The organism is Patulibacter sp. SYSU D01012 (assembly GCF_017916475.1).
In the GTDB taxonomy this organism is placed as follows: Bacteria; Actinomycetota; Thermoleophilia; order Solirubrobacterales; family Solirubrobacteraceae; genus Patulibacter.
Map to the genome: position 1 here is coordinate 496256 of NZ_JAFMTB010000003.1, position 18330 is coordinate 514585.

17 protein-coding genes are annotated in these 18330 nt (G+C 74.9%); 15 read left to right on the top strand and 2 right to left on the bottom strand.

Annotated elements, in window-relative coordinates; translation table 11 throughout:
• The 3 genes from J3P29_RS18125 (at nucleotide 1) to J3P29_RS18135 (ending at nucleotide 4079) form a co-directional block, all read left to right on the top strand.
• Nucleotides 1-456, top strand: a complete 456-nt coding sequence (locus J3P29_RS18125; protein ID WP_210495675.1) for a hypothetical protein — start codon at nucleotides 1-3, stop codon at nucleotides 454-456.
• On the top strand, nucleotides 453-1412 hold the full coding sequence (locus tag J3P29_RS18130) for a hypothetical protein (protein ID WP_210495676.1): 960 nt from the start codon (nucleotides 453-455) through the stop codon (nucleotides 1410-1412). The genes J3P29_RS18125 and J3P29_RS18130 overlap by 4 nt, the downstream gene beginning before the upstream one ends.
• Nucleotides 1413-1700: 288 nt before the next feature.
• Nucleotides 1701-4079, top strand: a complete 2379-nt coding sequence (locus J3P29_RS18135; RefSeq protein ID WP_210495678.1) for a hypothetical protein — start codon at nucleotides 1701-1703, stop codon at nucleotides 4077-4079.
• 88 nt (nucleotides 4080-4167) lie between these two features.
• Here the strand turns inward: J3P29_RS18135 and J3P29_RS18140 are convergent, their stop codons facing one another.
• Entirely contained in the window at nucleotides 4168-4527 is a 360-nt protein-coding gene (locus J3P29_RS18140) for a hypothetical protein (RefSeq protein ID WP_210495680.1), read from the bottom strand.
• A gap of 124 nt (nucleotides 4528-4651) precedes the next feature.
• Here J3P29_RS18140 and purH point away from each other — a divergent pair, with 124 nt between their 5' ends.
• Entirely contained in the window at nucleotides 4652-6304 is a 1653-nt protein-coding gene (gene purH / locus J3P29_RS18145; protein ID WP_210495681.1) for a bifunctional phosphoribosylaminoimidazolecarboxamide formyltransferase/IMP cyclohydrolase, read from the top strand.
• A 101-nt stretch (nucleotides 6305-6405) separates the two neighbouring features.
• On the top strand, nucleotides 6406-6825 hold the full coding sequence (locus tag J3P29_RS18150; protein WP_210495683.1) for a Rid family hydrolase: 420 nt from the start codon (nucleotides 6406-6408) through the stop codon (nucleotides 6823-6825).
• An 89-nt stretch (nucleotides 6826-6914) separates the two neighbouring features.
• Here the strand turns inward: J3P29_RS18150 and J3P29_RS18155 are convergent, their stop codons facing one another.
• Complete coding sequence (locus J3P29_RS18155) at nucleotides 6915-7601, bottom strand: hypothetical protein (RefSeq protein ID WP_210495685.1); 687 nt, start codon at nucleotides 7599-7601, stop codon at nucleotides 6915-6917.
• 241 nt (nucleotides 7602-7842) lie between these two features.
• On the opposite strand from J3P29_RS18155, the gene J3P29_RS18160 reads away from it, so the two are divergent.
• Genes J3P29_RS18160 through J3P29_RS18205 form a run of 10 tightly spaced genes read left to right on the top strand, consistent with a single transcriptional unit; the run spans nucleotide 7843 to nucleotide 18215 of the window.
• Entirely contained in the window at nucleotides 7843-8910 is a 1068-nt protein-coding gene (locus J3P29_RS18160; RefSeq protein ID WP_210495687.1) for an ABC transporter substrate-binding protein, read from the top strand.
• Between the two features lie 20 nt (nucleotides 8911-8930).
• On the top strand, nucleotides 8931-10421 hold the full coding sequence (locus J3P29_RS18165) for a sugar ABC transporter ATP-binding protein (RefSeq protein ID WP_210495689.1): 1491 nt from the start codon (nucleotides 8931-8933) through the stop codon (nucleotides 10419-10421).
• Nucleotides 10418-11422: an ABC transporter permease gene (locus J3P29_RS18170; protein WP_210495690.1), complete on the top strand. Its 1005-nt coding sequence runs from the start codon at nucleotides 10418-10420 to the stop codon at nucleotides 11420-11422. Before J3P29_RS18165 ends, J3P29_RS18170 begins: the two co-directional genes overlap by 4 nt.
• A complete protein-coding gene (locus tag J3P29_RS18175) occupies nucleotides 11419-12432 on the top strand; it encodes an ABC transporter permease (RefSeq protein ID WP_210495692.1) in 1014 nt (337 codons plus the stop codon). Before J3P29_RS18170 ends, J3P29_RS18175 begins: the two co-directional genes overlap by 4 nt.
• Nucleotides 12429-13265 (top strand): GntR family transcriptional regulator, encoded by an 837-nt coding sequence (locus J3P29_RS18180; protein WP_210495694.1) that lies wholly within the window; start codon nucleotides 12429-12431, stop codon nucleotides 13263-13265. Before J3P29_RS18175 ends, J3P29_RS18180 begins: the two co-directional genes overlap by 4 nt.
• Complete coding sequence (locus J3P29_RS18185; RefSeq protein WP_210495696.1) at nucleotides 13262-14731, top strand: FGGY family carbohydrate kinase; 1470 nt, start codon at nucleotides 13262-13264, stop codon at nucleotides 14729-14731. Before J3P29_RS18180 ends, J3P29_RS18185 begins: the two co-directional genes overlap by 4 nt.
• Nucleotides 14728-15705, top strand: a complete 978-nt coding sequence (locus J3P29_RS18190) for a phosphotriesterase (protein WP_210495697.1) — start codon at nucleotides 14728-14730, stop codon at nucleotides 15703-15705. The genes J3P29_RS18185 and J3P29_RS18190 overlap by 4 nt, the downstream gene beginning before the upstream one ends.
• Nucleotides 15702-16343: a bifunctional 4-hydroxy-2-oxoglutarate aldolase/2-dehydro-3-deoxy-phosphogluconate aldolase gene (eda, locus tag J3P29_RS18195; protein ID WP_210495699.1), complete on the top strand. Its 642-nt coding sequence runs from the start codon at nucleotides 15702-15704 to the stop codon at nucleotides 16341-16343. The genes J3P29_RS18190 and eda overlap by 4 nt, the downstream gene beginning before the upstream one ends.
• A 4-nt stretch (nucleotides 16344-16347) precedes the next feature.
• A complete protein-coding gene (locus tag J3P29_RS18200; protein WP_210495700.1) occupies nucleotides 16348-17121 on the top strand; it encodes a creatininase family protein in 774 nt (257 codons plus the stop codon).
• The gene (locus tag J3P29_RS18205; RefSeq protein WP_210495702.1) at nucleotides 17118-18215 is read left to right on the top strand and encodes a Gfo/Idh/MocA family oxidoreductase; all 1098 of its coding nucleotides are present in this window, start codon (nucleotides 17118-17120) and stop codon (nucleotides 18213-18215) included. Before J3P29_RS18200 ends, J3P29_RS18205 begins: the two co-directional genes overlap by 4 nt.
• The last annotated feature ends 115 nt before the right edge of the window (nucleotides 18216-18330 follow it).

Sequence of the window (18330 nt, forward strand, 5' to 3'; positions counted from 1 at the left end):
GTGCACCTCGCGCATTACCTGACGCTGCTGCAGACCGCCGAGCGCGACCTGGCCGACGCGCTGCGCGCCGTCGCCGACGCGCACGCCGACGAGCCCGCCGTCCGCGACACCGCCCGGCTGACGGCCGCCTGGGCGACGGAGCACGCGCGGCGGCTGGAGCCGTTCTGCGACCGCTATGCCCCGCTGGCCCCGGGGCCGCCGGAGGAGCTGCACGTCGACCTGTTCCGCGGGCCGCGCACCGGCGGGCTCGCGTACCTGCGCGACCTGCACGACCTCTTCCTGCAGGCGAGCACCTGCGACATCACGTGGACGCTCGTCGGGCAGGCGGCGAAGGGCACCCGCGACGAGGAGCTGGTGGCCGCCGTCGAGGCGTGCGAGGGCGAGACCGCGCGCACCCTCGCCTGGCTGAAGACGTTGATGAAGACGTCGGCGACCCAGGCCCTCGTCGTCGCGTGAGCGCGCCGACGCGCGGGCCGGTGGCGCACGTCGGCCCCTCCGCCGGGGCCGCCGTGATGGGCACGGGGATCGTGTCGACCGCCCTCGAGCTGACCGGGCGGCACGGCGTGGCCGACGGCCTGCTCGTCGTCGCGTGCGCGCTGTGGGTCGCCCTCGCGCTCGTGGCCGCCGGCCGCCTGGTCCGCGATCCGGCCGGGGCGGCGCGCGGCGCGCGGGCGGCGGAGGCGCTCTCGGCGGTCGCCGCGACCTGCGTGCTCGGGTCCCGGTTCGTGATCGGCGGCCATGCCGGCGTCGGCGCGGTCCTGCTCGCCGCGGGCGCCGCCCTGTGGGCCGCGCTCGTCGGTCCGGCGCTGCGGGCCCTGCCCGCGCGGGCGCACGGGGGGACGTTCCTGATCGCCGTCGGCACCGAGTCCGTCGCCGTGCTCGCCGCGGCGCTGGCCGCGGCCCGCGACGCCGCGTGGCTGCTCGCACCGGCGGCGCTCCTCGCGCTGCTGGGGGCGGCCTTCTACCTCGACGTGCTGCGGCGGTTCGACCCCCGGGAGCTGCTGCGGGGGCACGGCGACCAGTGGGTGGTCGGAGGCGCCCTGGCGATCACCGCGCTCGCCGGCGCCGAGCTGCAGCAGGGCGCCACGACCCTGGGCGTCGTCCCCGGGGTGCACGACGCGCTGCGCGTCGCGACGATCGCGTTGCTCGTGGCCGCCGCGGCCTGGCTGCCCGTCCTCGTGGCCGGCGAGCTCGCGCGGCCGCGACCGCGCTACGACGCGCGCCGGTGGGCGAGCGTCTTCCCGGTCGGCATGTACGCGGCCGTGGCGGCGACCGTGGGCCGCGCCGAGGGCAGCACGCTGCTCTCCGACGTCGCCCGGGCGGGGGCGTGGGTGGCGCTGGCGGTCTGGGCGGTCGTCGCGGTCGGCCTGCTGCGGGCCGGCGCCCACGCGCTCCGGTCGGCCCGCGCCTGAGCCGCCGCGCGCGGTCTATGGCGTACCGCTCCACCCGCCGCGTGCCGGGCCGGCGCGGGACGTGGAGCGCCCGGCCGGGCGTCGGAACGGCGCGGCGCGCACCTTGTCCACGCGCACAGGAGCGGGTCGGTGCCCCCGACCTACCGTTCGTCGGGCGTGCGGCCGGCCACGGGCCGCACGCCGCCCTCGACCCGGAAGGACCCCGTGACGCACGGACGATCATCCGTCGCCGCCGACCCCCGCCCGCGCACCCCGCGCCGCGGCCGACGCCGACTCCTCGCCACCTCGGTGGCCACCCTCCTCGCCGCCGCCGGGCTCGCCGCGCCGGCGCTCGCCGCCGACGACGCCGGCGTGCCCGACCCGCTCGCCGCCGGCCCGTACGGCGTGCAGAAGGTCGACTACGACGCCGGCACGCTGCTGCTCAACCTGCCCACCGCCGGGCAGACGACGAGCGTGCCGATGAAGGGCTCGGTCACCTACCCGACGGGCACGAAGGGGCATCCGGCGAAGGTCGTCGTGTTCGTGCACGGCCGCCACGCCGTCTGCTTCGACAGCCCGGCCGCGGCGCCCGGCCCGTCGACCGGGCAGTGCACGGACGCCGAGGCGCCCGACGGCACGCCGGTGTCGACCGACATCCGCTCGTACGCCGGCTACGACCACATGGCCGAGAACCTGGCCAGCCACGGCTACGCGGTGATGAGCATCGAGGCCAACATCACCGGCTTCGACAACCCGATGCAGGACCGCGGCGCCGACGCGCGCTCGCAGATCATCAACGCGTCGCTCCGCCTGCTGGACCGCTGGAACAACGGCCGCGGCCCCGTCACCGACGACCCCGCGACCACCGTCGGGCTGAAGCTCGTCGGCAAGCTCGAGCTGTCGAGCGGCATCGGGCTGATGGGGCACTCCCGCGGCGGCGACGCCGTCACGGACTTCGTCACCTACAACCGCAACAACGCCCGGTGGCCGCTGAGCGGCGTCATCGCGCTGGCGCCGACGTACTTCTCCAACCGCCGCACGCCGGAGGGCACGAACTACGCGACGCTCCTGCCCGCCTGCGACGGCGACGTGTCTCCGCTGCACGGCGCCCGGCTGTACGAGAACGCGAAGTACGCGCCCGGCAACGACCGCACGGCGAAGGTGCAGTGGTACGTGCAGGGCACGAACCACAACTACTTCAACTCCGTGTGGACCGGCGACGACTTCCGCGTGGCGAGCGACCCGGCCTGCTCCCGCGACGCCGCGAGCAGCGCCCGTCTGACGCCGGCCGACCAGCGCGACGTCGGCACCGCCCTGATGAACGGCTTCCTCCGCCGCTACGTCGGCGGCGAGAAGGCGTTCGATCCGCTCATGACGGGCGAGGTCACGCTGCCGTCCTCCGCCTGCCCGGCCGAGAGCGGCAAGGGCTGCGGCGAAGAGGTCAAGACGAGCTACGTGGCCCCGAAGGCCGACCGGCTCGACGTCCTGCGCCCGGCGTCGCTGCCGGATCCGTCGGACGCGACCGCGTCGGCCGGCGCGATCGACCCGGACGCCACGACGGTCGCCGCGACGGGCGGCGCGATCACGGCCGCCGGCCTGACGACGTTCCAGGTCTGCCGCCCCGCGACGACGCTCTACTCCGGCGGCCCGACGACGCCGCTGCTCTACCCCGTCTGCCCGCAGATCGCCGCGGTGCCCGCCTCCGGGACGAGCCCGGCGGTCCCGGGCGTCTTCAACCGCTCCTGGGGGACGCAGTTCACGGTGGCCTGGAACGCGCCCGCGACGCTGACGGCGCAGCTCGCCCCGGGCGGCGGCACGCAGGACGTCTCGCGCTTCGGCGTGCTGGCGATGCGCGTGGCGACGAACCGCGGCGACGCGCTGAACCCCGCCGGGGACGACGTGAACCCCGCCGCGGCGACGCAGGACTTCGAGGTGACGCTGACCGACGCCGACGGCCGCCGCGCCACGACGACCGTCGCGAAGCACACGACGGCGCTCGAGCCGTCGATCGGCACGGCCTACAAGCACGTCGTGCTGAACGGCGCGCGCGTGCCGCTGACCGACTTCGCCGGGGTGGACCTGACGCGCGTGGCCAGCGTCGAGCTGGGCTTCGGCCGCCAGCGCGCGACCGGGTCGATCCAGCTCGCGGACGTCATGTTCCAGGAGGCCGCGAAGCCGCTGGCGGCCACGGAGGAGCCGCCGCCCGTCCCGGCGCCGACCGCCGGGCCGTCGCCGCAGCCCACGCTCGTGGCCACGCCGGCCCAGGCGGGCACGGTCGCCGCTTCGACGCGGACGGCGTGCGTCGACGCCAAGCGCCCGGTGACCCGCGTCGCGACCCTGCGCGTCGGCCGCACCGGCCTGCGGGTCGCGGGCCGCGCCACCGACGCGGGCTGCGTCGACGCGGCGGGCCGGCGCGTGGCCGGCACGGCGGGCGGCGGCGTCCGCCGCACCGTCGTGTCGCTCTCGCGCCGCGCCGGCGCGGGCTGCCGGTTCCTGACCGCCAAGGGCGCCTGGGGCCCGCCGGTCTACTGCGACAACCCCGTCCTGCTCTGGACGCGGGGCACCGGCCGCTTCGCGCTGACGACGAAGGCCCGGCTCGCGCCGGGGCGCTACACGGCCACGGTGCTCACGTACGACCGGGCCGGCAACGTGTCCCGCGCGACGAAGCGCACCGTCCGCGTGCGCTGAGCCGGGCGCGGCGCGGGGGCGGACCGTCCGCCCCCGCGCCGCGTCGCGCGGCCGACCGCCGCGCGCGCCCGGCGGTCGGCGCGGACGCTCAGGAGGACGGGACCGTCAGCTCCTTGCGCTGCTGCTCGAGCTCCTCGAGCTGCTCATTGAGCTTGTCCGTGTCGACGCCGGAGTCCTTGAGCTGCTTCTGGATGTCGTCCGGATCCATCTTCTCGAGCTCCTTGCGGGCCTTCTCGAGCTGCTCCTTGACCGCCGGGTCGTTCGCGAGCTCCTTCGTGCGCTCGGCGATCTCGTCCGGCGAGAGCTTGCCGCTCTGGATGTCCTTCTGCAGCTGCTCGCTCTTCTGCTCCAGGTCCTTGGCCTTGTCCTCGGAGGAGTCCCCGCCGCAGGCGGCGAGGCCGAGGGCGGCGGTGACGAGCAGCGGGGCGACGGTGAGAAGACGGGGCACGGGATCAGGCTCCTTCGGGGGACGACTTCGGGGTACGCGCGCCAGACTAGGGCCTGCGCGCCCCGACGTCCTCGCGCCCCGCGGCCACCCCGCCCGCCGCGCGCCGTATCCTCGACGGGGCCTCATGCTCGATCCGCTCGACATCACCCCGCCCGACCGCGTCCCCGTCCGCCGAGCGCTGCTCTCGGTGTCCGACAAGACGGGCCTGGTCGACCTCGCCCGCGTCCTGCACGAGCAGGGGACGGAGCTCGTCTCGACCGGCGGCACCGCCCGCGCGATCGCCGAGGCCGGGATCCCGGTCGTCGCGGTCGACGACGTGACGGGCTTCCCCGAGATGATGGACGGGCGCGTGAAGACGCTGCACCCGCGCCTCTTCGCCGGCATCCTCGGCGTCCGCCAGCTCGACGCGCACGCCCGGGCGGCGCAGGAGCACGAGATCGGCTGGATCGACCTGGTCGTCGTCAACCTGTACCCCTTCGAGGAGACGATCGCCCGCGAGGGCGTGACGCTCGCCGAGGCGATCGAGAACATCGACATCGGCGGCCCCTCCCTGATCCGCGCGGCGGCGAAGAACCACGCCTACGCCACGATCCTCACGAACCCGGCGCAGTACGGCCCGGTGATCGAGGAGCTGCAGGCGTCCGAGGACGGCGCCCTCTCGCTCGTCACCCGCCGCAACCTGGCGCTGCAGGCGTACGCCACGACCGCCCGCTACGACGCGGCGATCAGCGGCTTCTTGCAGGACCAGGACGACTTCAACGGCACGCAGCTGCCGACCGGGCACCCGCAGGGGCGCCCCGCGTCCGGCGGCCGCGTGCACTTCCCCGACCAGTTCTCGCGCGGGTACGTCAAGGACCGCACCCTGCGCTACGGCGAGAACCCGCACCAGCGCGGCGCGTACTACCGCCGCGCCGGCGCCCGCACGCACCTGCTCGGCGGCGTCGAGCAGCTGCACGGCAAGGAGCTCTCCTTCAACAACCTGCTCGACCTCGAGGCCTCGCGCGCCATCGCCCGCGAGTTCGACGAGCCGGCGGCCGTCATCGTCAAGCACAACAACCCGTGCGGCGCGGCCATCGGCGACTCGTCGGTGCAGGCGTTCGAGCGCGCGCTGGCGTGCGACCCGGTGTCGGCGTTCGGCGGCATCGTCACGCTGACGCGGCCCGTCGACCGCGCGGCCGCCGAGGCGCTGTCGCGGCTGTTCGTCGAGGTGCTCTTCGCGCCCGCGTTCGACGACGACGCGCTCGAGATCCTCACGCAGAAGCCGAACGTCCGCCTGCTGCGCGGCGATGACGCGCCGCTCCGCGGCCTGGAGCGCCTGGACGTCCGCTCGGTCGCCGGCGGCGTGCTCGTGCAGGACGCGGACGAGGTCGTCGTGGACCGCGCGACGATGGAGGTCCGCACGCAGGCCCAGCCGACCGAGGACCAGTGGCGCGACATGATCTTCGCCTGGAAGGTCATGCGCCACGTGAAGTCCAACGCGATCGTCTACGCGAAGGACGGCGCGACCGTCGGCATCGGCGCCGGCCAGATGAGCCGCGTCGACTCGGCCCGCATCGCCATCGAGAAGGCGCAGGAGCACGAGCTGGACCTGCAGGGCGCCGCGATGGCGTCCGACGCGTTCTTCCCGTTCGCCGACGGCGCCCAGGTCGGCCTGGACGCCGGCATCGGCGCGATCATCCAGCCGGGCGGCTCGGTCCGCGACGCCGAGGTGATCGAGGCCGTCGACGCCGCCGGCGCCACGATGGTCTTCACCGGCCGCCGGCACTTCCGCCACTAGGGCCGGGCGTCGCCGGCCCGCCGCGGGGGCTACGCGGCGGGCCGGCGACCGCTCCCGGGGGACGACGGCGCGCCGTCCCCGACGCACTAGCCTGTGGACGCATGAGCCGGGATCAGGACCGCGTCCAACGCTTCCACTCCGGCGGCCCCTGGGAGACGGAGGTCGGCTACTCGCGCGCCATCCGCGTCGGCGACCGCGTGCTCGTCTCCGGCACGACGGCCGCCCGCGGCGACGAGCCGATCCCCGACGACGCGGGCGAGCAGGCGCGCGTGGCGCTCGAGACCATCCGGCGGACGCTCGAGAACGCCGGCGCCGAGATGACCGACGTGATCCGCTCGCGCGTCTTCGTCGTCGACCTGCCGACCAACGGCGACGCGGTCCTCGCCGCGTACGGCGCCGCGCTGCGCGGCGCGCGGCCGACGATCTCCACCCTGGGCGTCGCGGCGCTCGTCGATCCACGGCTGAAGGTCGAGATCGAGGTCGAGGCGATCGTCGGCGCCGGCACCGTCTTCGAGGGCTGAGCCCGCGGCGGGTCGGGCGCGTTCGACCGTCGGTCGGGGCGCCGCCCGGTGGGCTGGGGGCCGCTCCGTCCGAGGGGCGAGGCGCGCGGTCAGCGGGGTGCGGTGGGCGGGGCGCCGTCGGGTGCGTGCGGCACGCCGTCCGGCGCCGCTCCGTCGCCGTACGGCGGGTAGACGTCCACCATCCGCACCGGGACGAGCGCGCCGACCCACGCGTTCCACGTCGCCTCGCCCGCCGCGCGCTCGAACAGCAGCCGGCGGTCGGGCAGGCCGTCCCGGACGAGGACGACGCGCTCGACGGCCGCGTCCGGGAGGGCGACGAGCGCGTCGCGCACCCGGCGGCGCCGGCCCTCCGTCGCCGTCGGCTGCGGCCCCGCGACCGCCGGGTCCTCGGGCGTCCAGTCGTGGTCGCGGAAGCGGACGGGCGGGCGCAGCGGGTCCAGGGTCTCGGGCCGCTCGGCGCGCACCGCGAACAGCACCCGCTCGTCGTCGCCCTCGGTGCGGACGAGCAGGCCGGACTGGCCGTGGTGGTCCAGGTGCCACAGCGCGTACGCGGGACCGTCGGCGGGGGTCACGCGCTGCACGCCGCGGACGTCCCACGACTGGTCGTCGTACGCGACCTCGGCGCCCACGGTCAGCCGGTCGACGTGCTCGGCGGGCCGCTCGACCCGCCGACGCCGGGGCTCCTGCGCGGTGCGTCGGCGCGCCAGCCGCAGGGTCGCGACGAACGCCGCGACGGACGCGACGGCGAGCACGCCGAGGACGATCGCCAGCGTCATGCGCCGAGCATAGGGCCGCGGCCGGCCCGGACGCCGTACTCAACGGATGTCCGTGACCGCGGTCACAGCGGTCGCCTGTGCAGCGAGATCCCCGTCACAGAGCGGGATGCGCCCGACTTGTCCAGATGGCCCGCCGCGTGCGGCGTCTTCCTGTCCAGACGACAAGTTGACTAGTCGACTGGGCCTATGGCAGGATGCCGCCAGCCGGCGCGAGGGGTGCCGGGAACGAACGGGACTCACGATGCACAGCAACCTCAAGCGGACACTCCGCCGGCTCCTGACGGCGCTCACCGCGATCGCCGTCGTGGCGGTCGTCGCGGGCTGCGGCGGCTCCTCCGTGTCGGGCTCGAACGCCTCCGACGCGCCCGAGGGCAAGAAGGGGCCGTTCACCATCGGCTACGACGTCTACTGGCTCGGCAACAGCTGGTCGGTCCAGCTGTACCAGGAGTTCAAGGCCTCGGCGGAGCGCAACAAGGGCGACATCACGAAGGTCGTCTACACGCAGTCCGACAACCAGGTCCAGAAGCAGATCTCGAACATCCAGTCGATGATCTCGCGCAAGGTCGACGCGATCATCATGACCCCGATCTCGCCGTCGGCGACGGTCCCGGTCATCAAGCAGGCCGAGGCCGCCGGCATCCCGGTGATCCTCCTCTCGGCCGAGGCGGACACGAAGGACTACACCGCGCTCGTCACCGTCGACCAGAAGAAGTTCGGCGCCGCCGGTGCCGAGTGGCTCGCGAAGAAGCTGAACGGCAAGGGCAGCATCTACGCGCTCAACGGCGTCGCTGGCCTCTCCACGGACACCCTGCGCTTCGACGGCGCCAAGGAGGTCTTCAAGAAGTACCCGGGCATCAAGATCGTCGCCGACGCGCACGCCGCGTGGGACGAGGCCCAGGCCAAGCGCGCCGTCTCCAACATGCTCTCCTCGCACCCCGACGTCGACGGCGTCTGGTCGCAGGGCGGCGCCATGACCCTCGGCGCGATCCAAGCCTTCCAGGCCGCCCGCCACAAGCTGGTGCCGATGGTCGGCGAGAACAACAACGGCCTGATGAAGGAGTGGGTCGACCTGCAGGACAAGGGCTTCGACTCCGTCGGCGTGACGAACCCGACCTGGCTCGCGGACGACGCGCTGAAGACGACGCTCAAGGCGCTCAAGGGCGAGGAGTTCCAGAAGGACAACGTCCTCGCGCCGCCGACGATCACGGACGCGGACCTGAAGGAGTTCGTCCGCACCGACCTGCCCGACTCGTTCTGGGTGAACACGCGCCTGTCCGAGGCGCAGATCACCTCGATGTTCAAGAACTGAGCACGGCCCGCCCGCCCCAGATGTTCCACTGCACCGACGTCTCGAAGCGGTTCGGCGCCACCCAGGCCGTCGCGGGGGTCTCGCTCGAGATCCCCGCGGGCCAGGTGCTGGCCCTCATGGGCGAGAACGGCGCCGGCAAGTCGTCCTTCATGGCGATGGTGGCCGGCGAGGTCGTCCCCGACACGGGCGAGCTGTCCGTCGACGGCCACGTCCTCCGCGGCACCCCGGCCGACAGCCGGGGCGCCGGGGTGGCGATCGTCCACCAGGAGCTGAGCCTCTTCCCCAACCTCACGGTCGGCGAGAACATCTGCCTGGGCCGCACGCCGCGCGGCCGGCTCGGCCTGACCGACCACCGCGCGCTCCGCGCCCGGGCCACGGCCGCCCTGGAGCGCGTCGGGTTCGAGATCGACCCCGACCGCCCCGTGGCGGACCTCGGCGCCGCCGAGCGCCAGCTCGTCGAGGTGGCGAAGGCCATCGCGACGACCCCCAAGCTGCTGATCCTCGACGAGCCCACCTCGTCGCTGGAGCAGGGCGAGGTGCAGCTCCTGCACCGGGCGGTCCAGCGGCTCACGGCCGAGGGCACCGCCGTCATCTTCGTCTCGCACCGCCTGGACGAGGTCTTCCAGTTCTCCGACCTGATCGCCGTCATGCGGACGGGCGCGCTCGTCGCCGCCGGCCCGAAGGCCGAGTGGGACGAGGACCGCCTGATCCAGACGATGGTCGGCCGCGAGATCGAGCAGCTGTACCCGCCGCGCGCGGTGCCGGCGCCGCAGGACGCGACGCCCGTGCTCGAGCTCGACGGCATCACCGGCGACGGGGTGCACGACATCACGATCGCCGTCGCGCCCGGCCGCATCGTCGGCGTGTCCGGGCTGGAGGGCCACGGCCAGCACACGGTCGCCGAGCTGGCGACCGGCGTCCGCACGCCCGCGTCCGGCGCGATCCGCGTCGCCGGCGCCGAGACCCGACTGCGCTCGCCGCGCGCCGCGCTGAAGGCCGGCGTGGCGTACGTGCCGCCGAACCGCCGCGAGGCCGGGCTGTTCCTGCCGCTGTCGATCCGCGACAACCTCGCGAGCGCCGCCCACCGGCGCATGCATCCGCGCGGCGTCGTGTCGCCGGGCCGCGAGACGCGCGAGATCGAGCCGGTCATCGAGCGGCTGCACCTGCGCTACAGCTCGACGTTCCAGCGGGTCGCGGACCTGTCGGGCGGCAACCAGCAGAAGGTGCTCTTCGGCCGCTGGCTCCTGGCCGGCGACCTGCGGGTGCTCGTGCTCGACGACCCGACGCGCGGCGTCGACGTCGGGGCGCGGGCCGAGATCTACCGGCTCCTGCGGGAGCTCACCGAGGACGGGATGGGGGTGCTGCTCGTGTCGACCGACATGCTCGAGCTGCTGGGCCTCGCCGACGAGATCCACGTCATGTACGAGGGCCGGATCACCGGCACCGTCGACGGCGAGGACGCGACGGAGGAGTCGATCATGGCGCTCGCGACGGGACGGGTGGCCGCATGAGCAGCGTGCTCGGCGCGACCACGCGCACCAACCTGAAGCCGACGATCCCGATCTGGATCGTCACGATCGTCGCGGTCGTCGTGGCGCTCGTGGTGTCGACGCCGTTCCGCACCGACACGAACGCGTCGTCGCTGCTGCTCGGCATGGCGCCGCTGCTGCTCGTCGCCGCCGGCCAGGGCATCGTGATCCTGACGGGCGGCATCGACCTGTCCGTCGGGTCCGTGGTCTCGCTCGCGACCGTCCTCACGGCGTCGTCGCTGGGCGACGGCTCGGGCACGCTGAACGTCGTCCTCGTCGTCCTGGCGGGCCTGGCGATCGGGGTCGCGAACGGGGTCGGCGTCGTCGCCGGCATCAACCCGCTCGTGATGACGCTCGCCACGATGGGCATCGTCAAGGGCGGCGCGCTGCTGGTGATGGACTCGCCGGGCGGCGCGGTCGCGCCGTCGCTGCTCGAGGGCCTGACCTGGTCCTTCGGCGCGATCCCGCTGACCTTCCTGCTGTCGCTCGCGGTCGTCGTCGTCGCGTGGCTGGTGACGAGCGAGACCCGCTTCGGGCAGGCGCTCTACGCGGTCGGCCACTCGCAGCTCGGCGCCCGCCGCGCCGCGCTCCCCACCGCGCGCGTGCTGATCGTCGCCTACGCGCTCTCGGGCCTGCTCGCGTCGCTCGGCGGCCTGGTGCTCGTCGGCCGCGTCTTCTCGGGCGACCCGCTGATCGGCGACGCGTTCTCGCTCGACTCGATCACCGCCGTGCTGCTCGGCGGCATCGCCGTCGTCGGCGGCCGCGGCGCGCTGCTCGGCGTCATCCCGGGCGTGCTGCTGCTCGCGCTGGTCGACAACCTGCTCAACCTCGCCGGCGTCTTCTCCTACTACCAGTACATCACCAAGGGGCTGATCCTCATCGTCGCGCTCGCCCTGTACAACGCCGCCGGCGGCGAGATCCGCATCGCCGGCCTGCGCCTGGTGCCCGGACGCGGCGGCAAGGACGCGGAGGCCGCGGCATGAGCACCACGCCCACCGCCGCGCCGGCGCCCGCGGCCACGCCCTCGCCGCGCGTGCAGGCCCTCGGCCGCCACCGCTCGCTGCTCGTCTCGTACGGGCTGGCGATCGCCTTCGTCATCGCCCTGGGCCTGACGACCGCGGGCGGGTTCGCGCCTAGCCGCATCCTGGACATCGTCGGCCAGGACGCGCAGCTCGGCATGGCCGTCATCGGCCAGGCCGTCGTGATGCTCTCCGGCGGCCTGGACCTGTCCATCGGCCCGGTCATGAACCTGGCGAGCATCGTCTCGGCCGTCGTGATGGACGGCGCGAACGGCAACATCGCCCTCGCCGTCCTGGTGACGCTGGCGGCCGGCGGCGCCGTCGGCCTGGTCAACGGCCTGCTCGTCGCGAAGCTGAAGATCGCGCCGCTGCTGGCCACCCTGGCGGTCGGCACGATCCTGCAGGGCATCTACTACGTGTGGACGGAGGGGCAGCCGAAGGGCAACGTCGCCCCGGCGTTCCGCACGATCGCGGACGACCGCATCCTCGGCTTCCTGCCGGTGTCGATCGTCGTCTGGATCGCGCTCTGGGGCGTCGTCGCGTTCGTCCTCTACCGCACGACGTGGGGCAAGGGCCTGTACGCGACCGGGGCGAACCCCCGCGCGGCCTGGCTGTCCGGCGTCGCGACGACCCGCAAGGTCGTCGGCGCGTACGTCATCGCCGCGCTCTGCGCCTCCGTCGCGGGCATGCAGCTGACGGCCTACTCGGGCACGGCGTCCGTCAACGCGGCGGACTCCTACACGCTGATGACCGTCGCCGCGGCCGTCATCGGCGGCGTCGCGTTCGTCGGCGGGATCGGCGGCCTGGCCGGCCCGTTCGCGGGCGTGCTGGTGCTCGTCTTCCTCGACACCATCCTCGAGACGCTGAACGTCCCGTCGGCCACGCAGTACATCGCCCAGGGCCTCATCCTGATCGTGATGATGCTCGTGTCCCGGCGGCTGAATCGCGGCGCCAGGGGGAGGGAGGACGCATGACGCGCTCCGAGGCCACCCTGCCGGCCACGAGCCTGCGGCCGATCGACACGGCCAGCGGCGTGCCGATCTACCGCCAGATCGTGGAGCAGCTCGCCGCGCTGCTCGCGCCGCTGGACACGGGCACGCGCCTGCCGTCCGAGTCCGAGATCGCGCGCGTCGTCGGCGTCAGCCGCGGCACGGCGGTGCAGGCCCTGCGCGAGCTCGAGCACCAGGAGCTGGTCGTGCGCGTCCAGGGGCGCGGCACGTTCAAGGCCAGCCCGAAGCCCGGGTCCTTCACCCGCAACCTGCAGGCCGGCCGGCTGCCGAGCTTCACCGAGGACCTGCGCGAGGCGGGCCACGAGACGCGCGAGGTCGTGCGCCGCTGCGACCGCGTGCCGGCCACGGACGACGTCGCCGCGACCCTGGGCCTGGAGCCCGGGGACGAGGTGTGGGCGCTCGAGCGCACCATCCTGGCCGACGAGCGGCCCGTCGTCGACGTCCGCTCCTGGCTGCGCACCGACCTGTACGCCGACCTGGACGCCGACGCGATCGCGGGCTCGTCGCTCTACAGCTACCTGTCCTCGCGCTACGGCGCCGACGGCCGGCCGAGCTGGGCGGACGAGGAGTACACCGCGAGCACCACCGACGCCGACCTGGCCGCCGCCCTCGGCGTGCCGTCCGGGTCGGGCGTCCTCGTGGTGCGCCGCACGGCCTACCTGGCGAGCGGACAGGCGGCCGAGTTCGTCGAGTCGTTCGTCCGCGCGGACGCCTACCGCGTGAAGATCACGGTGCTGCCGGCTACCGAGGACGGCCCGCAGCACCCCGTCCCCGCGCTGGCGGACGCCCGCCCGTGAGCGCGCCCCTGCTCCTCGGGATCGACATCGGCACGTCGAGCGTCAAGGCGCTCGTCCTGGACACGGACGGCCGCGTGCTCGAGTGCACGCGCGCCGACCACGCCCTGCACCCGGCGCCCGGCGTCGTCGAGGCCCACCCCGACGGCTGGTGGGAGGCGACGGTCGAGGCGATCGGCCGCCTGTCCGTCGACCTGACGGCCGTCGTGGGCGTCGGCCTGTCGGGCAACATGAGCTCGGTCGTGCTGCTCGACGACCAGGGCCGCGCGCTGCGGCCCGCGCCGCTCCTGGCCGACCCGCGCGGCGCCGCGCAGATCGCGGCGCTGGACCCGGCGCTGCGCGCCGAGATCGAGGCGTCGAGCGGCAACGCGCTGACGACCGCGATGTCGGCCGCGAGCCTGCTGTGGCTGCGCGACGCCGAGCCCGCGCTGCTGCAGGCCGCCGCGGCGTGGGTCTCCGCCAAGGACCTCGTGCGCCTGCGCCTGACCGGCGCGGTCGCGACCGAGCCGACGGACGCCGCGAACGCGTGCGTCGTCGACGTGGCGACCCGGGCGTGGCGGACGGACCTGATCGAGCGCGCCGGGCTGCCCGTCCACGTCTTCCCGTCGCTGCTCGACGCCGCGGACGTCGCGGGGCACGTCACCGCCGAGGCGGCGGCCGCCACCGGCCTGCCCGCGGGCATCCCCGTCGCGGCGGGCGGCGGCGACATGGCGACGGCGGCGATCGGCGCCGCGGCCACCGCCCCGGGCGCCGTCGCGCTCTCGCTCGGCACGTCCGTCACCGTCCTCGCCGCCCTCGGCGACGCGGCGCCCGACCCGGCGTGGCGCGGCAAGCTCACGTACCACCCGCTCCCCGGCGAGCTCGGCGGCTACGCGCTCGCCTCGCTGCTCACGGGCGGGCTGGCGCTGAACTGGCTGCGCACGCTCGCCGGCGGCAGCATCGACGTCCCCGCCGACGTCGTCCCCGATCCGGACGACCCGCTCGTGTTCGTGCCGCAGCTCTCGGGCACCGGCACGCCGGACTTCGTCCCCGAGATGCGCGGCGCCCTGCTCGGCATCACGCCGCACACGGGCGCGCCGCAGATCGCGGTCGCGCTGTTCGAGGCGATCGCGTTCGAGGTCGCCGGCGTCCTGGACCTGCTCGGCCAGGACGGCGACGCGCCGATCCGCGCCACCGGCGGCGGCACGCACGTCGCGGCCTGGGTGCAGATCCTGGCCGACGTGCTCGATCGGCCCGTCGAGGTCCTCGAGCAGCCCGACGTCTCCGCGATCGGCGCCGCCCTGCTGGCGGCGCAGGCGATCGGGGCCGACGTCGACCCCACCACCGTCGCGCGGACGCAGCGTCGCTGCGCCCCGCGCCCCCAGCACCGGTCCGCATGGCGCGAGCGCGCCGCCCGCTACGCCGCGGCGCGCGCGCTCGCCCTCGGCCACCACCGACGCCGCCCGGCGGCAGGAGGTCCCCCAGCATGATCCGCACCGTCACCGGTGACATCGCCCCCGAGGACCTCGGGATCACGCTCTCGCACGAGCACCTCATCTCGACGCCCCCGGAGTGGATGGCGACGAAGGATCCCGACCTCGTGATCCTGGACGTCGACCAGGCCATCGTCGACGTGGAGCGCTTCCAGGCCGCGGGCGGCCAGGCGATGTTCGAGGCCAGCGCGTGGGACTACGGCCGCGACCCGCTGAAGATGAAGGAGATCTGCGAGCGCACCGGCGTGACGCTCATCGCCTGCGGCGGGTTCAACAAGGGCCTGTGGTTCCACGAGCGCACCGAGGGCTGGACCACCGAGCAGTACGAGGAGGTCATGGTCCGCGAGGTCACGGAGGGCATCGACGGCACCGACGTGCGCGCCGGCGTCATCAAGTTCGGCACGGGCTACAACTCCATCTCGGTCGCCGAGGAGCGCGTCATCCGCGCCGCCTGCCGCGCGCACCTGAGGACCGGCGCGCCGCTCCACTCGCACACCGAGGCGGGCACGATGGCGCTCGAGCAGCTCGAGATCGTGCGCGAGGAGGGCGTCGACCCGCGCGTCCTCACGATCGCGCACCTGACGCGCAACATGGACCCGTGGCTGCACCGCCAGGTCGCCGCGTCCGGCGCGTACGTCCTGATCGACCAGCTGTCGAAGGTGAAGTACGGCCCGGAGAGCGGCCGCATCGACATGCTCATCGACCTGGTCGACCTGGGCCACCTGGATCAGCTGCTCGTCGGCGGCGACCTGGCCCGCCAGAGCGACATGTACGGCTACTCGCGCGGCCCCGGCATCGGCTGGATCGTCGCGACCTGGCTGCCGCGCCTGCGCCAGCGCCTGGCCGAGCGCGGCCGCACCCCCGCCCAGATCGAGGAGATCGAGCACAAGATCATGGTCGAGAACCCCGCCCGCCACTTCGCCATCGGCGAGCCCGCCCGGCTCGCCCCGACCGCGGGGAGCGCCCGATGACCGTCCTGGACGACCTGCGGGACGCCGGCGTCATCGCGACGCTGCGCGCGCCCTCCACCGCGGCCGCCCTGGGCGCCGTCGAGGCCCTGCTGGCCGGCGGCCTGCGCGCCGTCGAGGTGACGTACACGACCCCGAACGTCCCCGAGGTGCTGCGGGCGCTGAAGGAGCGTCACGGCGACGACGTGCTGCTCGGCGCCGGCACCCTGCTGGATCCGCACCAGGCCGCGGAGGCCGCCGAGGCCGGCGCGGAGTACCTGGTCTCGCCCGGCCTGGACGACGAGCTCGTCGCCGCGATGCGGGCCACGGGCACGGTGACGATGGGCGGCGCGATGACGCCGACCGAGGTCATGCGCGCCCGCCGCCTGGGCGTCGACGTCGTGAAGCTCTTCCCCGGCGCGCTCGGCGGTCCCGCGCACCTGAAGGCGCTGCGGGCCCCGCTCCCCGACCTGGCGTACATGCCGACCGGCGGCGTCTCGGCCGACAACCTGCACGAGTGGTTCGCGGCCGGCGCGATCGCGGTGGGCGCGGGCGGCGAGCTGTGCCCCGCCGCGGCGCTGGCGTCGGGCGACTTCGACGCGGTCCGCGAGCGCGCCGAGCGGTTCGCCGCCGCCCTCGCCGCCTGCCGCGCGGGGGTCTGACGCCGTGCTCTTCGACCGGCTGACGTCGGAGGAGGCCGCCGCGGCGCTCGCCGCGGGGCCGGTCGCGCTCCTGCCGCTCGGCGCGGTCGAGAACCACGGCGACCACCTGCCGCTGGGCACCGACAACGACCTGGCGTGGGGCGTCGCCCGCGCCGCCGAGACGCGCATCGACGGCGCGCTCGTCCTGCCGGCGATGCCGTACGGCCAGGCCTGGTCGACGGCGGGCTTCGCCGGCACGCTCAGCCTGTCCGTCGAGACGCTGACGGGCGTCCTGGTCGACCTGGGCGTCTCGCTGCGCCGGCAGGGCGTCGAGGTGCTCGCGATCGTCAACGGGCACATGGGCAACCTGGACGCGATGAAGCTCGCCGCGCGCCGCCTGCACGACGAGCACGACCTGACCGTCCTGACGCTGACCTACCCGGGCACGTCGGCCGTCCAGGCCGAGGTGCTCGAGGCCGAGCGCTGGCACGGGACGTACTTCCACGCGGACGAGATGGAGACGTCGCTCATGCTGCACCTGGCGCCCGACCAGGTGCGGATGGAGCGCGCGCGGCCCAACTACCCCGAGCGTCCGCCGACGTTCGACGTGACGCCCACGCCGTGGGACCGGATCTCCGACACCCCAGTGATCGGCGACCCGTGCGTGGCGACCGGCGCGAAGGGCGCGGCGATCGTCGACGCCGCCGTCGACGCGATCGCGGCGCTCGTCGCTCACGCGCGCCTGGACCGCGAGGCGCGGCGGGCGGGCGGGACGGAGCCGAGCGGGGACGCCGCGTGATCCGCGCGGCGTTCCTCGGCATCCGGCACCCGCACGTCCTCGTCCGCCTGGAGCTGCTGCGGGCGGCGGCGGACGTCGAGGTGGCCGGCTTCCACGAGCCCGACGCGGCGCTGGCGGAGCGGTTCGCCGCCGCGACCGGCCTGCACCGCTTCGCGAGCGTCGACGAGGCGCTCGACGCCGGCCTGGACCTGGCGGTCGTCGAGGGCCTGGACACCGAGGTGCCGGACGTCGCGCTGCACGCCGCGCCCCGGGTGCGGGCGCTCCTGCTCGAGAAGCCGGGCGCGCCGACGCTGCCCGAGATGGACCGGCTCGTCGCCGGCCTGACGGCGCTGCCCGTCGACGTGACGGTCGGCTACGAGCTGCACTTCGCCCCGGCCGTCGTCCGCGCGCGCGAGCTCGTCGCGACGGGCGTCCTGGGCCACGTCACCGCGGTGCGCGCGCACGGCGGCTGCCCGAACGGCTGCGGCGACGAGCTGTGGCAGAGCGTCCCCGGCGACCTGGGCGGCGTGCTCTTCACCGAGGGCTGCCACCTGCTCGAGATCCTGCTCGACCTGTTCGGCGCGCCCGACGGCGTGATCGGCACCGTCGCCCGGCTCGAGGGCGGCACCGAGGTGCGCTCGGACGTCGTCAAGCGCGACCTGCTCGACCCGCCGGCCCCCGGCGACGTCACCCGCGTCGGCGGCCTGATGTACGAGGACGTGGGCGCGGCGCTGCTGCGCTACCCCGACAAGCTCGTGACTCTGGACGTGACGGCCTGGGAGGCCGGCGACTGGGTCGAGCTGTGGCGGATCGACCTCGTCGGCACCCACGGCACGCTGTCCCTCTTCCCGCTCCCGGGCCGCGTCGAGCTGGACGTCCGCACGCCGGGCGCCGGCTTCGCGGTCGGCCGCACGGCGGAGGAGTGGGAGCACCCCGAGGGCGAGCCGACGCTCACCGTCGACGCGGCGTACGAGGACGAGATGACGGCGATCCTCGACCGCCTGCGCGCCGGCGCCCCGCCCGAGCAGGAGAGCCTGCGGCTGGCGCACGACGTCGTGCGGGTGCTCGACGCGGCGTACCGCTCCGCCGCGGCGCCGGCGACCGCCTTGCATTGAGCTCGGCGGCGCGGCGGCGCGCCCACCGGGTCTCCCCGGCGCGATATGCGGGCGTGTCATCACCGATCACACGCGCGAATACGGGCGGTCGGGAGCACGCTGGCCCCGGCCCGGC